Source organism: Erythrobacter sp. EC-HK427, assembly GCF_902498745.1.
In the GTDB taxonomy this organism is placed as follows: Bacteria; Pseudomonadota; Alphaproteobacteria; order Sphingomonadales; family Sphingomonadaceae; genus Alteraurantiacibacter.
This window is the reverse complement of record NZ_LR701479.1, coordinates 2,179,310-2,194,366: the sequence shown is the minus strand read 5'-3', so window position 1 is coordinate 2,194,366 and position 15,057 is coordinate 2,179,310. Positions and strand designations below refer to the sequence as shown.

The following is a 15,057-nucleotide window of genomic DNA, read 5'->3' as shown; positions in this document are numbered from 1 at the left end:
CGCCATGCAATCCCTAGCGCGCAAGGATGCGCGCCCACACTCCCATAAGTGTGGGGTTACTGAGGACTTTGCGAAGAACGACAGGTAACCGGCGCGCGGTCGCCGATCAGTTGGCGACGCGCTCCAGCAGGATCAGCGGCTGGATGATCGTCGGCACCAGAGCCAGGATCGTGTCCAGACGGCGACGGCTGGGGGAATCGCCGACCATCACGATATCGCGCGGATAGATCACCGGATCGGGATAATTGCCGCGCTGGATGCCTTGCAGATTGTACACGCCGATGTAGCGTTGGCCCTCAACCGTGCGGAACACCAGCACTTCGGACTGGTTGGCATATTCGTCAAACCCGCCACCAATCGCGACCGCTTCCATCAGCGTAACGGTGGAGGTGATGGGGAAACGCCCCGGCCGGTCAATCTCGCCGCCGATGGTGAAGAATTGTTCGTTGCGCGCGGTGATCTGCGAGGTCACATCGGGGTTACGGACATAGGTGTCGCGGAGACGGTTTTCGAGCTGGTAGGAAAGCTCGTCCGTGGTCAGCCCCGATGCCTCCACGCTGCCGATCAGCGGATAATCGAACGTGCCATTGGTGCCGACTCGCACCACGCGCGACAGCTCCTCGATCCCGAACACGTCAACCTGGATCACATCGAGAGGGCGGATCAGACCTTCATCGGGTTCCGGCCCGAAATCTTCGAAAGTGGGCGCCGGCAAAGTGGCTGTATCGGAAACCTCGACCCCCGGCGCACCGCCCAGCGGCGGCGTGGTGGTGGCACAGGCGGCGAGCACAAGCGCCATGGCGGCGGCGAACATCATGCGGAAACGGGTCAAAGCAAAATCCTCGTGTGTCTGGCGCGCTTGCCTATGCCGGTTCGACTACGGCCATTGCCGCGCTTTCGCAACCGCAAAGCCGCGAATGTTGCGCGGTGTTACGGGTTCGCCGGAGCATCATCGGCGGAGGCCTTAGCATCGGGTGCGGCGGGGCGGCGCAGCACCGTCCACAGCTTGTAATAGAGCACTCCCACACTGGCAGCGATGGCATCGGTGAGAAAATCGTCCCACGAGGGAATGCGGTTCGTGGCGAGCGCGCCCTGCGCCGCCTCGATACATCCGCCCAGCGCCAGCAGCACCAGCCAGACAAGGACAAGATTGCCCTTCGGGAAAGCGGCGGGCGTCAACAGGCCGAGGATGAAGAAGGCCACCCCGTGATAGGACGCACCGCCCAGCCCTCCGGCGCTGGCAGGCGCAAGCGCGAAGTACAGGATTGCGCACAGGCAGACGAACCAAAGGAGGCGGAGGATGGCGGGTTTCATACCTTTTCGCAGGCTAACGCGCCCGGAATGAACCGGAAATGGCTACCACGTCCTAAAACGCCTTGCTCGCCATCCAGGCAGCGGCGGCGAGCAAGGCCAGTGCCGATCCGGCGCGCACCGTGACGCTGTTGGCCTTGTGCCTGATATACGCGCCAAGCGTCTCGCCGCCAAAGGCCAGTGCGATATGGATGGCAGTGGCAATCGCAAGATAGATCAGCCCCAGCACTAGATACTGCGGCGCAGGCGTGTGCGCATCATCGATGAAATTCGGAAACACGGTGAGAAAGAACAGCGCAGCCTTGGCGTTGAGCAGATTGATCAGGAAACCCCGCCGGAAGGCCTTCTGCTCGCCCGACTGGTCGTTTGCCGCCTCCCAACTACCCGTATTGCTCTCTCGCCAGGCATCCCAGGCGAGCCAGACCATGAAGGCGACTCCCACAAAACCCATGGCTTGGCCGAGCGCCGGACATTCCGCGACAAGCCGCGCAAACCCCAGCACGACCGCGATCATCAACACAGTCAGGCCGCAGAGGATGCCAAGCGCCGCCGCCAACCCCGCCCGCAACCCCTCACGCGCGCTGAGCAAAGCCAGCCAGACCATGTTCGGCCCGGGCGTCAGCTCGATCAACAAGGTGGTGAGCGCGAAGGAGAGGGTTAGGGGCAAGTGGGTGGTGTCCAAATGGAGCTGGCGGGGATCGCAGGTGCCGAAGTGGAATGCCAGAAAATGAAGGCTGCTGCACTGCTTGCTGCAGTTACCAATTTTTGGTATACGGCCAAGCCATGGGAAAAAACACCTCGATATCGCTCGGCGAGCACTACGAAGAATATGCCCGCCGCAAGGTCGCTTCTGGCGAGTTTGGATCGATCAGCGAAGTGATCCGCGATGCGATGCGCCGTGCTGAAGCACAGGACACCAAGGTCGAGCGACTGCGCCAGCTTGTCCGCGAGGGTGAGGAAAGCGGCGAACCTGTGCCGTTCGACTGGGACGGGTTCATGGCGCGCAAATTCCCCGATGCTTGAAATCGTTTACACGCCGCATGTTCATACGAAGCTGGAAGAAATCGCGGACTATACGATTGCAGAGTGGGGCCAGACCCAAGCCAAGAAATATCTCGCCGATATCCGCAGCCAGATCGAATTTGCAGCGGAGTTTCCCGGCATTGGCAGCGCGGTTTACGGACTGTCGCCCGAATACCGGAAGCTGAAAAGCGGATCGCACCGGATCATTTACCGGACGAATGACTCTCAACTGATCGTAGTGCGGATCGTGCACGAGCGCGATGATGTGCCGGATGATCTTGATCGATAATTCAAACAAACTGTTCTTTAGGTATCAGAGAGCTATATCTTTCACAACTTGAGCACAGATGCTGGCTAAATTCTTAAAATGTTTTGTGGTTTTTATGCGAGGATCGCCGCTATGTTGGATAAACCGACGCTCTGCCCAACTCCGCACATCCTTTGCGATCCGTTCATCGTGAGAGACTAAGGTGGCGATTATCTGGATTAAAACTCCCTTGCGAGAGAACTCCATGTAGGGTGCGACCTCGTCGGCTACTGCTCGGGCATAGTCGCGGTAGCATAGGATTGCGTGCGCCTGTCTTGATGATATCGTTGCCGGAACATGAGGAAAGAATCGCTGCACCGATTCGATTTGCGCAGGCGACGGTTCGGGGTCATCTGGTTTGGCCTCTGGCACTGAGAGGTTCAATTGTAGGTCGACAGTCCCGTCCTCATTAAAACCGAAGATGCGAACCGCAACATCGGTATCAATTGATCCGCGATACTCTAGCGGCGGACCATCTAGGTAGCTGACCTTTACGCCCATCAATACACCCGCTTCTTCGGCTTGATATACTCCGCGTCGTCGGTCAGCGTGTATTCGTGCACCGGGCGGTAGTCGATCTTTACATCGCCGCCTGATCCGCCCCAGCCTTTGAACCAGGCCACGGTGTGCTTCATCCAACCGGCATCGTCGCGCTCGGGGAAGTCTTCATGCGCGTGCGCGCCGCGGCTTTCCTTGCGGTTTTCGGCCGAGGACATCGTCACCACCGCCTGCGCCATCAGATTGTCGAGCTCCAGCGTCTCGATCAGATCGCTGTTCCAGATGAGCGAGCGGTCGTGGACTTTCACGTCCTCCAGCCGCTTGTTAGTCTCGGCCAGCTTGCTAACGCCTTCACCCATCAGCGCGCTGTCGCGGAACACGGCGGCGTGCTTTTGCATCGTCTGCTGCATTTCCTTGCGCAGCTCCGCCGTGGGCGAGCCGCCATCGGCGTGGCGGAAATGGTCGAGACGGGTGAGCGCCATATCCGCGCTGTCGGCGGGCAATTCGTCATGCGCCGCGCCGGGCTTGATCAGCTCTTTCAGGCGGAAGCCGGTTGCGCGGCCAAACACCACGAGGTCGATCAGCGAGTTCGAGCCGAGGCGGTTCGCGCCGTGCACCGAAACGCAGGCCGCCTCGCCCACTGCGAACAGGCCGGGCACCACATGGTCGGGATTTCCGTCCGGCCCGATGGTCACGACTTCGCCGTGATAGTTACAGGGGATGCCGCCCATATTGTAATGCACTGTCGGGGTCACCGGCAGCGGTTCGCGGGTCAGATCGACGCCGGCGAAGATCTTGCCGCTTTCGGTGATACCGGGCAGCCGCTCGGCCAGCACCTTCGGGTCGATATGGTCGAGGTGGAGGTAGATGTGGTCACCATTCGGCCCCACCCCGCGCCCTTCGCGCATTTCAAGCGCCATCGAGCGGGAGACGACGTCGCGGCTCGCCAGATCCTTGGCCGAGGGGGCATAGCGTTCCATGAACCGCTCGCCTTCTGAGTTGGTGAGATACCCGCCCTCGCCGCGCGCGCCTTCGGTAATCAGCACGCCCGCGCCGTAAATTCCGGTGGGGTGGAACTGCACGAATTCCATGTCCTGCAAGGGCAGGCCTGCGCGGAGCACCATCCCGCCGCCATCGCCGGTGCAGGTGTGTGCAGACGTCGCGGTGTAGTAGCAACGGCCATAGCCGCCCGTCGCCAGCACCACGCCGTGGCTGCGGAAGCGGTGGATCGTCCCGTCATCCAAACACATGGCGATCACGCCGACGCAACGGCGGTTCGCGCCTTCGCCCGTCATAATCAGGTCAATGGCGAAATATTCGATGTAGAAATCGGCCGAGTATTTGAGGCTCTGCTGATACAGCGCGTGGAGCATGGCGTGCCCCGTGCGGTCAGCCGCGGCGCAGGTGCGCTGCACCGGCGGGCCTTCGCCCATATTCTGCATATGGCCGCCAAACGGGCGCTGGTAGATCGTGCCGTCTTCGTTGCGCGAAAAGGGAACACCGGCGTGTTCCAGCTCATACACCGCCTGCGGAGCTTCGCGCGCCAGATATTCGATCGCGTCCTGATCGCCCAGCCAGTCGGCACCCTTCACCGTGTCATACATATGCCAAGACCAGTGATCGGGCGTGTTGTTGCCAAGGCTCGCCGCGATCCCGCCTTGTGCGGCCACGGTATGCGAACGCGTCGGGAAGACCTTGGAGATGTTCGCCGTCCGCAGGCCGGCTTCCGCCGCGCCCATCGTGGCGCGCAGGCCGGATCCGCCCGCGCCCACCACCACCACATCATAGGTGTGGTCGGTAATCGGGTAAGCGCGTCCGTTGATTTCGTAAGTGGCGTTGCGGGCCATCAGGCAGCTCCTGCGCCCAGCGACAGGCGCGCAATGCAGAACAGGCCGAACCCGGCCCCTGCGAAGGTAAGAAGGTTGAGAACGAGCAGCGCGGCAAACTTGCTGCCCGCTTCGTGGACATAATCCTCGATCAGCACTTGCAGCCCAAGCCGCGCATGCCAGAAGGTGGTGATGACGAGCAGCGCTAGCATAAAGGCGGGGATCGGCTCGCTAATCCAGCCGGTCACCGTGGCGTGATCGAGATCGGGCAGCATCACCAGCGAAATGCCGAGGAACAGCACGGTGACAAGGTTGCCGACCGCGGTGAAACGCTGCACCAGCCAGTGATGCGCGCCGTCGTGGGCCGAGCCGAGACCGCGCACGCGGCCGATGGAAGTTCCGTTACCCATTACAATTCCTCAGCGAAGCAGGATGAAGGCCCAAAGGGCGCCCGTCAGCACGATCGGCAGCAGCATCGAGACCCAAGACCAGTTGCGGTTGGCATCCAGCTCGTACCCAGCGCCGGTATCGAGGACGAAGTGGCGGATGCCGCTCGAAGCATGGTTGAAGAAGGCCCAGGTCAGCCCGACCAGCACCACGGTGCCGTACCAGCTGCCTGCGTGCCCCGCGAACCAAGCGTAATAGTCCGGCCCGCTCGCCAAAGCGCCCAGCCACCACAGCAGGACGAACAGGCCGACCAGAGCCATGCCGTCTCCAGTGACGCGGTGGAGGATGGAAACCGCCATATGCGGCCCCCATTTCCAGATCGAAAGGTGTGGTGAAAGCGGCCTGTTTGCCATTGTCCGTCCCGTTGAATCGACTGTCGGTGCCCACTTAGCGCATCACCCGCATGAGACAAGCGCCACCTTTGGTCTAAGTGTGCGCAATTGGGATGGTACCACTGGCCCCTTCCCCGCTACCCGCCTGCACGCTATGGGTTTTTCCCATGACCCATATCCTTGTCACCGGCACATCGCGCGGCATCGGCCTTGCTATCGCCCGCACCCTGCGCGAGCGCGGGGCGACGGTGATCGGTCACGCCACCCGGCCCGTGAATGCCGACACGATTGCCGCCGACTTTGCCGAACCTTCCGCGCCGCAAATGCTGTGGCAGGAGGCGCTGGAGCGGCTGGACGGGCGGATTGACGTGCTCATCAACAATGCCGGACTGTTCGAACAAAGCCCGATGCATGCGAGCGATATCGAATGGCTCGACCGGTGGGAGGATACGATGCGCATCAACCTCACCAGCGCCGCGCAACTCAGCCGCTTTGCCGTGCGCCACTGGCAGGAGCGCAAATGCGCAGGCCGCATCGTCCATATCGCCAGCCGCGCCGCCTATCGCGGGGATAGTCCTGCGCATTGGCACTATGCTGCGGCGAAGGGCGGCATGGTGGCGATGCACAAAACCATCGCCCGCGCCTATGCCGCAGAGGGCATTTTGAGCTTCGCCATCACCCCGGGTTTCACCGATACCAGCATGGCGGGCGATTATCTGGCGAGCCGGGGCGGCGACGGCCTCCTCGCCGACATCCCGCTGGGCCGCGTGGCCGAGCCGGAAGAAATCGCGCAGATCGCCACTTTCTGCGCGCTCGATGCACCGGCGAGCATGACGGGCGCGGTAATTGACGCGAATGGAGCGAGCTTTGTCCGTTAAATACTTGCTGGCCGCCCTCGCGCCGCTTTTCCTCTCATCCTGCGTTGCCGCGCAAACCCCTGCACCCCAGCCCGATCCCGATCCCTTCGCGACATGGACAGAGGCCTGCGAAGACTGGGGCGAGTGGGACAAGCCGGGGCCGCCGTTCCGTGTGCATGGCAACACCTATTATGTAGGCACCTGCGGAATTGCTGTCCTGCTTGTCGCGAACGGCGACCAATTGGTGCTGCTTGACACAGGAACGGCAGAGAGTTCCGCGTCGGTTATCGCAAATATTCGGGCACTCGGTTTTCGCCCTAGCAGAATTGAAGCGATTCTAGTGAGCCATGAGCATTTCGATCATGTCGGCGGCCTCGCATCGATGCAGGCCGAGGGGTTCGTCCAATATGTGGTAACTGGCCATCCTGCGGTCGAAGTTCTCACAACCGGTTTCTCATCGGAAGACGACCCGCAACATGGAATCCACCAGCCAATGGCGTCGGCGCAGCGAGTGCAAGGGACAGCTGGCGAAGGGCCGGTTACTGTTACCGAAGTGCCATCTGGGACCAGCATTTCATTTAATCCGATCGTAACACCCGGCCACACGCCCGGCGCTTTGACTTGGCAATGGGAAAGCTGCAATGACGAAGGCGAATGCTTGACCATCGTCTACGCCGACAGCCTCTCCGCGATATCCTCGGACGATTACCGCTTCTCCGATCATCCCGATTATGTCGAGGCGTTCCGTGATGGCCTTGCCCGGCTGATGGAGCTCGATTGCGATATCCTGCTCACCCCCCACCCGTCCTCCAGCGGGATGCGTGACAAGCTGCTTGCGGGCGACCTGACCAGTGGCATGAACTGCGCCGAATATGCCGAACTGATGGACACCCGCCTCTCGCGCCGGCTGGCCGAGGAAGCCGGGGCCGCGCAGTGAACCACAAACTCTCCGCCATCGCCTCCAAAGCCCGCATCGAAGCCGCGCTTGATGCGCGAGACGAGGCGTTTGACTGGGACGATGCGATCACCCTCGCTGCGTTCGAGACGGCTCCCGACGCGCCCGATGTGTGGCAGCTCGACGCCTATCTTGCCGCCAAGCCTACGACGAAGCAGCGCAAGGCGGTGGCGGCGCTGTTCGGCGATGATCCGCCCAAACTCACTGCCGAGGCGCTCCCCGAAACCGATTGGGTGAGCGAAAGCCAGCGCGGGGTCGAGCCGATCCGCGCGGGCCGTTTCTTCGTCCACACGCCCGAACACGCCCCCTCGCCCGATGCAGGCGTCACCAATTTCTGCATCCCCGCCGCGCAGGCCTTCGGCACTGGGCACCATGAAACAACCGCCGGTTGCCTCGTCATGCTCGACACAATGCGCGCCCAAGGCCTCGTCCCGCGCCATATCGCCGATATCGGCACGGGCACCGGCCTGCTCGCTTTTGCGGCGCTCGATCTGTGGCCGCGCGCGGTCGTCACCGCGAGCGACATTGATCCGGTGTGCGAGCCCGCAGTGATCGACAATGCGCTGCGCAACGGCGTCGCCATCGGCAACGGCCCCGGCCAGTGCAGCATGGTGGTGGCAGACGGGATGGACGATCCGCACCTCGAAGCCGCCGCGCCGTTCGATCTGCTGATCGCCAATATCCTTGCCGGGCCGCTGATCGAAATGGCGCAGGATTTTGCCAGCGCCGTCACCCCACGCGGCAACATCCTCCTTTCGGGCCTGCTCACCACGCAGGAACCCCAAGTGCGCGCCGCCTACCGCCGCGCAGGGTTCCGCCTGCAAGCGCGGCTGACAGGCGGCGACTGGAGCATCCTCTGGCTCCGGGCGCGGTTCACAGGATAAGGGCTCCCGATGAAGCAGCGCATCATCCATGTCTCGCTCAGCATCGTCGCCATGCTCGCCATGGTGCTGGTCGGTTACCCTGTCGCCGCGCTGGTCGGCAGTTCGATCCCGCAAAATGCCGGATGGGAAGAGCCCGCGAGCGGGGTGGAAATCCTCATCGAAACCAATGGCACGCATACCGGCATCGTGGTGCCGGTGGTCAACGCGCAGAAGGACTGGCGCGAGACCTTTCCCAGCGCCGCGCACCCGCTGCCCGGCGGCGAAGCGCCCACGCATATCGCCATCGGCTATGGCGAGCGCGAGGTGTTCCTGAACGTGCCGACCTGGGGCGATCTGGAAGCGGCGACCGCACTGCGCATCGCCACCGTCGGCGGCGACCCGCTGGTCCGCGTCAGCCGCTATTTGCGCCCTGCTCCCAGCAGCAATTACCGCCCGCTGCGCATCAGCGAGGACCAATATGCGCGGCTCGTCGCCAGTATCGAGGAAGACCTGCCGGTTATTGCCGCAGGCGAGCGCGAAATCCTCACCGGCACCTATGCCGATGATGCCTATTACGAAGCCTTGGGCGAATATTCGATGGGCAACACCTGCAACGAATGGGTGGGCGAACGGCTAACCGATGCGGGCATCCCGATGGGTTTCTGGACTCCGCTGGCGGGCGGCGTGACCAAGTGGATTCCGGTGCCCGAAGGCGAGTAAGCGGCGGGTTTGTGGATCAGCCCTGCGCAGCCAAGCGGGAACACCACTTCAAAAGGTAAAGCCGCTCGGCCGCGGGCGGCGCGGTGGCCAGCGCCCGGTCGAGCATTGCTGCCGCTTCGCGCTCGCGTCCGAGACGTTCGAGCAAGCGCGCCCGCGCGACGCAGAGCGGCCGATGGTTTGCCAGCGTGTCGGCGCCAACAGCGTCCAACGCCGCAAGACCGGCCACCGGCCCCTCCAGCTCGGCCAAGGCAAGCGCGTGATTGATCGCCACAATCGGCCCCGGGCGCAGCACCGTTAGCCCCGCATAGAGGGTAGCGACCGCCCGCGCATCGACAGTGCCATCATACAAGCGCCGCGCATGGGTGAGATGGATGGCCGCCAGCAATTGATACGGCCCCGGATCCGCTAGCGCCGCGGCCTCATCCAGCAGCACCCGCCCTTCCTCGATCATCGCAGAATCCCAAAGCGCCGGATCCTGCTGCGACAGCGGCACCATCGCCCCTTCATCATCGTGCCGCGCCCGGAGGCGGGAGCCTGCGAGCAGGACTAGCGCGGCAAAGCCCTTGGCCTCGGCATGATCGGGCAGCAGCTCGACCAGCATTTTCGCCAGCCGCACAACATCATCAGCAATTTCGCTTTGTCCGGCCTCGCTATGCTCCTCGTAAACCTGCGTAAAACTGACTTCGAGCGCGCCGAGCACCGATGCGGCGCGCTCCGGCCATTCGCGGCGTGGCGGCAGTTCGAAGGGAATTTTCGCCTTGGCGATCTTGGCTTTGGCGCGGGTAATGCGCTGCAGCATCGTGGGAACGGGCACTGCAAAGGCGCGCGCGATATGTTCCGTGCTGACACCGCAGACGACTCGCAACGCCAAGGCGACGCGCGCGTCAGGCGCCAGCGCCGGATGGCAGCAGACGAACAGCAGCCGCAAACGCTCGTCCGAGATCGGTTCGGGCATGGCCAGCACCGTATGCGTGTCGCCCATCGTCATCGCCGCTTCTCCGATGCGCGCATCCCGTCCCGCTTTGCGCTTGGCATCAATCGCCTTGCGCAGGGCCGCGCGATACAGCCAGGCGGCGGGATCGCGAACGTCCTCGCCGCCGTGCAACAGCAGCGCCTCACACGCCGCGCCGAAGGCATCCTCCGCCAGATCAAGATCGCGCCAGCGCGCAGCCAGTGCCGCAACGACACGCGGCCGCGCGCCGGCAATGCGGTCCGCAAGGCGGGACCGCGCTCCGCTCATTCCATGTCCCACACCGGACGCACTTCAATCGCGCCCTTGCCGGGGATCGGGATTTGCTTCGCCCACGCAATCGCTGTGTCGAGATCGGCGACGTTGATGATGTAATAGCCGCCGAGTTCCTCCACCGTTTCGGCAAAGGGGCCATCGTGCAGCGCGTGTTCGCCGTGGTTCCAGCGGATCGTGGTTGCAGTCCCCGCCGGATGCAGCCGGTTGCCCGACATGGCGATGCCGGCTTTGGCAAGGCTTTCGGCAAAGGCCATGTGCTTGCCAATCGTTTCGGCCATCAGCGCCTCGCCCCCGGCACCGGCATAGGCGCTCTCATCCTCATGGATCATCAGCATATATTGCATCACGTTTCTCCGTCTTCGACCGCACCGTTCTGGCGTGGTTTCACAGGAGAGACGTTGCGGGAAGCGTCAATTCGACAGCACCCGCGAAAAAAATTATCCCGCCGCCGCCACAATCGCGGCCCAGCCCGCTTCGTCGATCACTTCGATGCCGAGTTCTGCCGCTTTCTTCAGCTTGCTGCCCGCGCCCGGCCCGGCGACCAGCAGGTCGGTCTTCGCGCTGACCGAGCCGGAGGCCTTCGCGCCCAGCCGTTCGGCCTGCGCCTTGGCTTCGTCGCGGCTCATGGTTTCGAGCTTGCCGGTGAAGACGACGGTTTTGCCCGCTACCGGACTGTCGAGCGTTTCGACCTCGTAGCGCGGCGGGGAGACTTCGGAGAGCAGATCGTCCCACACGGCGCGATTGTGTTCCTCGTGGAAAAAGGCTCCCAACGCTTGAACAACCGCACCACCAATTCCGTCAATCGAGAACATGGAGATGGCAGCATCGCGTATCTCATCTTCGGAATAGCTCTCGGTGGTTGGAAAATGCTCCGCGTTCGCTGTCATCGAAACACAGCGTACTTCTTCAAGTGTGTGGAAATGCTTCATCAAATCCCGCGCCGTCACCGCGCCGACATGGCGGATGCCGAGCCCGAACAGCAGCCTTGCAGCATCGGGGCCGCGCTTCGCCTCGATGCTGGCGAGCAGGTTCTGCACCGACTTTTCCTTCCACCCCTCCAGCGCGAGAATCTCCGCCTCGCGGTCTCTCAGGCGGAAGATGTCGGCGGGGCTTTCCAGCCAGCCGAGCGCGAAGAACTGGTCAATGGTCTTCTCCCCCAGCCCCTCGATATCGAGCGCGGCGCGGCTGACGAAGTGTTTGAGGCGCTCGGTGCGCTGGGCGGGGCAGATAAGGCCGCCGGTGCAGCGGACATCGACCTCGCCCTCCTCCGCCACCGCCTCGCTGCCGCATTCGGGGCATTCGGCGGGGAACGCGAAGGCGGGCCGGTCCTCGTCGCGGGTAAGGTTCTCGACCACCTGCGGGATCACGTCGCCCGCGCGCTGCACCACCACCCGGTCCCCCGGACGCACGCAGAGCCGGGCGATTTCGTCGCGATTGTGCAGCGTGACATTGGTGACGGTAACGCCGCCCACGGTGACCGGCGTCAGCCGCCCGACCGGAGTCAGCTTGCCCGTGCGCCCGATCTGGATGTCGATCGCTTCCAGCGTGGTCTGTGCCTTTTCCGCCGGGAACTTGTGCGCCAGCGCCCAGCGCGGCGCCTTGGCGACGAAGCCCATGCGCTGCTGGTAATCGATCCGGTCGACCTTGTAGACGACGCCGTCGATATCATAGGGCAGGTCCGCGCGGCGGCGCTCGATCTCGCGGTAATGCGCCAGCATCTCCTCCGCCGAATGCGCGCGGACGAACAGCGGGGAGACCGGCACGCCCCACTCCTCGATCATCCGCATCACGTCATACTGGGTCTCGCCCGGCACTTCGGAGGCCGCGCCCCAGCCATGCGCCCAGAACCGCAGCGGGCGGACAGCGGTGACGCTCGCATCCTTCTGCCTCAGCGATCCGGCGGCGGCATTGCGCGGATTGGCGAACAGCTTGCCCCCTGCCGCCTCCTGCGCGGCGTTGAGCGCGGCGAAATCGCTCTTGGCCATGTAGACCTCGCCGCGAATCTCGAACACCTCGGGCACATTGCCGCCCGCCAGCCGCTCCGGAATATCTGCAATGTGGCGGACGTTGGCAGTGACGTTCTCGCCCTCCTGCCCGTCCCCGCGCGTGGCGGCGAGCACCAGTTCTCCCTTTTCATACCGCAGCGAGCAGGAGAGGCCGTCGATCTTGTCCTCGGCGGTGAAGGCGACCGGCTCGCTTTCGGGCAGCGAGAGGAAGCGGCGCACGCGGGCGGTGAATTCGCGCACTTCCTCGTCCGAGAAGGCGTTGTCGAGGCTCATCATACGAACCTCGTGCGTCACCTTGGAAAGCGGCGAGGCAGCAATCTCCGCACCGACCTGCCGCGAAGGCGAATCCTCGCGCACCAGGTGCGGGAACGCGGCCTCCAGCTCGGCATTGCGACGGACGAGCGCGTCATAATCCGCGTCGGAAATCTCGGGCGAATCCTCGGCGTGGTAGAGCCGGTTATGCTTCGCGATCTCCCGCGCAAGCCGCATCAGCTCATTCGCGGCTTCGGCTTCGGATGACTCAGGCATTAACAAAACTCCGGCCAAGGGGCCCCGCTGGCTTTGTTGCTGTGCCACCAGATGTAGGTTTCGACGAAGCCGAAAAACCATCCGGCCAGAACAAATAAGAACAGCATAATCCAACCGGCAAGACGTAGCTTGCCATTAACAACCCTCCTGCCGACCATTGCCCATACAATGATGAGGGGAACGCTTAGGGGCCAAGCATACGCAAAAAACGGATTGGGCTCGACAAAAAAAGGATCGAAGGTTGTGCAAGGGGCCGCGAGGTAGAGGCCACAAACCAGTCCGATGAGCGCGATGGCGAAGAACCAATCCAGTCCATGGGACTTGATACCTCGACTCATCAAACCCCCTCCAGCAACCGATCCGCTTGCGCACGCGCTTCCGGTGTCACTTCGGCACCGGACAGCATCCGCGCGATTTCTTCCTGCCTGCCTTCGGCATCCAGCCTTGCGACCGAAGTCTTCGTCACCGTCCCGCTCGAAGCCTTGGCGATCAGGTAATGCGTGCGCCCGCGTGCAGCCACTTGCGGCGAGTGCGTGACGGCGAGCAACTGCCCGCCATCCGCCAGCCGCGCCAAGCGTTCACCGATGGCACTCGCCACCGCGCCGCCCACGCCGCGGTCGATCTCGTCGAAAATCACCGTTGCCGCCCCGCCCTGTTCGGCCAGCGCCACTTTCAGCGCGAGGATGAAGCGGGAGAGTTCGCCGCCTGAGGCAATTTTGTTCAAGGGTGCGAAGTCCGCGCCGGGATTGGTCGCGATGAGGAATTCCACCGCGTCCATCCCGCTCGGCCCCCACCGGTCTTCGTCCAAAACACTCACCGATGTCTGGAACCGCGCCGCGTCCAGCTTCAACGGTGCGAGTTCCGCCGCCACCGCCTTGTCGAGCAGCGCGCCCGCTTTCACGCGCGCGGCGTGCAAGGCCTCTGCCGCCTTACGATAGGCCGCGCCAGCCGTCGCCGCCGCTTTCTCCAAATCCGCCAGATCGGCATCGCCCTGTTCGATCGCGTCGAGCTTGGCACGCAAGGATCGCATCACTTCGGGCAGATCATCGACCTGGCACCCATGCTTCCTCGCCAAGGCCCGCAGTTCGAACAATCGCGTCTCGATGCGGTCGAGTTCGAGCGGGTCATGCGTCAGCGCCTCCGCCGCGGCTTCCAGCTTTTCCTCCGCCTCGCCCGCTTCGATCACCGCGCGGTCGAGCGCCGCCAATGCCTCGGCCAGCAGCGGATGTTCGGGTGCAATCCGGTCTAGCTTGCGCGCCGCCGAGCGCAATCGTGCCAATGGCGCGTCGGAGCCGTCCCAGACGAGCCGCAGCTCCTCCAGATCGCCCGCCAGCTTCTCGCCCTTCTGCATATCGCTGCGCGCGCCCGCCAGCGTCTCCTCCTCGCCCGCTTGCGGTTCGATGGCGGATAGCTCGGCCAGATGCGCGAGCAGCAAATCCTGATCGGCCTTCGCCTGCGCAATGCCTGCGCGCACTTCATCCAACTCGCGCCGCGCGCCGTGCCACGTCTGCCATGCGGAAGACACCGCCGCGACATCCGCCGCCGCATAGCGGTCGAGCAGGTCGCGGTGGCCCTTGGGGTTCACCAGACCACGATCATCGTGCTGGCCGTGCAATTCCACCAGCGCGCCCGCCAATTGCCGGAGCAAGGCGACGCCGACGGGCTGGTCGTTCACAAACGCCTTGGAACCGCCATCGGCCTTCACCCGGCGGCGGATGATGAGCGGTTCGCCCGGTTCGAGATCGACCTCGGCTTCGGCCAGCGCCTCGGCAATCCCGCCCGGCATGGCGGCAAATTCGAAAGTCGCGGCCACGCTCGCCTGCTCCTCGCCCGCGCGCACTAGCCCGCTATCGGCGCGCGCGCCCAGCACCAAGCCGAGCGCATCGAGCAGGATCGACTTGCCCGCCCCCGTCTCCCCCGTCAGCACGCCCAGCCCCTGCCCGAAGGACAGATCGAGCGCTTCGATAAGCACGATATTGCGGATGGAGAGCGAGGTCAGCATGGCGGCTTTGGGTCAATACGACGCTGCCACACTCCGCGCAACGCGCGAGCGCCCGCAATTGCGATTCGACTCGAATCGGGCGATGCGTTAACCTGTGGATAACCACGGTGAGGAAGCCGGGGGACGGGGACGAAAA

The 15,057-nt window shown here is 63.6% G+C and carries 18 protein-coding genes; 6 read left to right on the top strand and 12 right to left on the bottom strand.

The genetic code is table 11. From position 1 onward, the window contains the following. Positions 1–106 precede the first annotated feature (106 nt). The 3 genes from GC121_RS10800 to GC121_RS10790 form a co-directional block, all read right to left on the bottom strand. Positions 107–832, bottom strand: a complete 726-nt coding sequence (locus GC121_RS10800) for a polysaccharide biosynthesis/export family protein (protein WP_151974287.1) — start codon at positions 830–832, stop codon at positions 107–109. 98 nt (positions 833–930) lie between these two features. Beyond that, positions 931–1,314 carry a VanZ family protein gene (locus GC121_RS10795; protein ID WP_151974286.1) on the bottom strand — a complete coding sequence of 128 codons (384 nt, stop codon included), beginning with the start codon at positions 1,312–1,314 and terminating at the stop codon, positions 931–933. A 52-nt stretch (positions 1,315–1,366) separates the two neighbouring features. Then, the gene (locus tag GC121_RS10790; RefSeq protein WP_151974285.1) at positions 1,367–1,993 is read right to left on the bottom strand and encodes a LysE family translocator; all 627 of its coding nucleotides are present in this window, start codon (positions 1,991–1,993) and stop codon (positions 1,367–1,369) included. Between the two features lie 101 nt (positions 1,994–2,094). Between GC121_RS10790 and GC121_RS10785 the strand changes: the two genes are divergently transcribed. Together GC121_RS10785 and GC121_RS10780 are read left to right on the top strand one after the other, a co-directional pair. Next, positions 2,095–2,334, top strand: coding sequence for a type II toxin-antitoxin system ParD family antitoxin (locus GC121_RS10785; RefSeq protein WP_151974284.1), 240 nt, complete (start codon positions 2,095–2,097; stop codon positions 2,332–2,334). Beyond that, the gene (locus GC121_RS10780) at positions 2,327–2,623 is read left to right on the top strand and encodes a type II toxin-antitoxin system RelE/ParE family toxin (RefSeq protein WP_151974283.1); all 297 of its coding nucleotides are present in this window, start codon (positions 2,327–2,329) and stop codon (positions 2,621–2,623) included. The genes GC121_RS10785 and GC121_RS10780 overlap by 8 nt, the downstream gene beginning before the upstream one ends. A gap of 24 nt (positions 2,624–2,647) precedes the next feature. On the opposite strand, the gene GC121_RS10775 is transcribed toward GC121_RS10780, so the two are convergent. The 4 genes from GC121_RS10775 to sdhC are packed head-to-tail and all read right to left on the bottom strand — an operon-like array spanning position 2,648 to position 5,711. After that, positions 2,648–3,142: a hypothetical protein gene (locus GC121_RS10775; RefSeq protein WP_151974282.1), complete on the bottom strand. Its 495-nt coding sequence runs from the start codon at positions 3,140–3,142 to the stop codon at positions 2,648–2,650. Then, positions 3,142–4,986, bottom strand: a complete 1,845-nt coding sequence (gene sdhA / locus GC121_RS10770; protein ID WP_151974281.1) for a succinate dehydrogenase flavoprotein subunit — start codon at positions 4,984–4,986, stop codon at positions 3,142–3,144. Before sdhA ends, GC121_RS10775 begins: the two co-directional genes overlap by 1 nt. After that, positions 4,986–5,375 carry a succinate dehydrogenase, hydrophobic membrane anchor protein gene (gene sdhD, locus GC121_RS10765; RefSeq protein ID WP_151974280.1) on the bottom strand — a complete coding sequence of 130 codons (390 nt, stop codon included), beginning with the start codon at positions 5,373–5,375 and terminating at the stop codon, positions 4,986–4,988. Before sdhD ends, sdhA begins: the two co-directional genes overlap by 1 nt. Positions 5,376–5,384: 9 nt before the next feature. Beyond that, positions 5,385–5,711, bottom strand: a complete 327-nt coding sequence (sdhC, locus tag GC121_RS10760) for a succinate dehydrogenase, cytochrome b556 subunit (RefSeq protein WP_370513749.1) — start codon at positions 5,709–5,711, stop codon at positions 5,385–5,387. Between the two features lie 200 nt (positions 5,712–5,911). On the opposite strand from sdhC, the gene GC121_RS10755 reads away from it, so the two are divergent. From GC121_RS10755 to GC121_RS10740, 4 genes are read left to right on the top strand one after another with little or no spacing between them, the layout of a single operon-like run. Further along, positions 5,912–6,622 carry an SDR family NAD(P)-dependent oxidoreductase gene (locus tag GC121_RS10755; protein WP_151974278.1) on the top strand — a complete coding sequence of 237 codons (711 nt, stop codon included), beginning with the start codon at positions 5,912–5,914 and terminating at the stop codon, positions 6,620–6,622. Between the two features lie 4 nt (positions 6,623–6,626). After that, positions 6,627–7,538 carry an MBL fold metallo-hydrolase gene (locus GC121_RS10750; protein ID WP_199857833.1) on the top strand — a complete coding sequence of 304 codons (912 nt, stop codon included), beginning with the start codon at positions 6,627–6,629 and terminating at the stop codon, positions 7,536–7,538. After that, positions 7,535–8,440: a 50S ribosomal protein L11 methyltransferase gene (locus tag GC121_RS10745; RefSeq protein ID WP_151974276.1), complete on the top strand. Its 906-nt coding sequence runs from the start codon at positions 7,535–7,537 to the stop codon at positions 8,438–8,440. Before GC121_RS10750 ends, GC121_RS10745 begins: the two co-directional genes overlap by 4 nt. A gap of 9 nt (positions 8,441–8,449) precedes the next feature. Beyond that, positions 8,450–9,139, top strand: coding sequence for a DUF2459 domain-containing protein (locus GC121_RS10740; protein ID WP_151974275.1), 690 nt, complete (start codon positions 8,450–8,452; stop codon positions 9,137–9,139). Between the two features lie 16 nt (positions 9,140–9,155). Here GC121_RS10740 and GC121_RS10735 read toward each other — a convergent pair whose 3' ends face one another. The 5 genes from GC121_RS10735 to recN all read right to left on the bottom strand — a co-directional run bounded on the left by GC121_RS10735 (position 9,156) and on the right by recN (position 14,921). Further along, positions 9,156–10,379 (bottom strand): RNA polymerase sigma factor, encoded by a 1,224-nt coding sequence (locus tag GC121_RS10735; RefSeq protein WP_151974274.1) that lies wholly within the window; start codon positions 10,377–10,379, stop codon positions 9,156–9,158. Beyond that, complete coding sequence (locus GC121_RS10730) at positions 10,376–10,729, bottom strand: YciI family protein (RefSeq protein WP_151974273.1); 354 nt, start codon at positions 10,727–10,729, stop codon at positions 10,376–10,378. The genes GC121_RS10735 and GC121_RS10730 overlap by 4 nt, the downstream gene beginning before the upstream one ends. Before the next feature lie 93 nt (positions 10,730–10,822). Further along, positions 10,823–12,919, bottom strand: a complete 2,097-nt coding sequence (gene ligA / locus GC121_RS10725) for an NAD-dependent DNA ligase LigA (protein ID WP_151974272.1) — start codon at positions 12,917–12,919, stop codon at positions 10,823–10,825. Next, positions 12,919–13,257: a hypothetical protein gene (locus GC121_RS10720; RefSeq protein WP_151974271.1), complete on the bottom strand. Its 339-nt coding sequence runs from the start codon at positions 13,255–13,257 to the stop codon at positions 12,919–12,921. Before GC121_RS10720 ends, ligA begins: the two co-directional genes overlap by 1 nt. Further along, a complete protein-coding gene (recN, locus tag GC121_RS10715) occupies positions 13,257–14,921 on the bottom strand; it encodes a DNA repair protein RecN (protein ID WP_151974270.1) in 1,665 nt (554 codons plus the stop codon). Before recN ends, GC121_RS10720 begins: the two co-directional genes overlap by 1 nt. Positions 14,922–15,057: the final 136 nt, after the last annotated feature.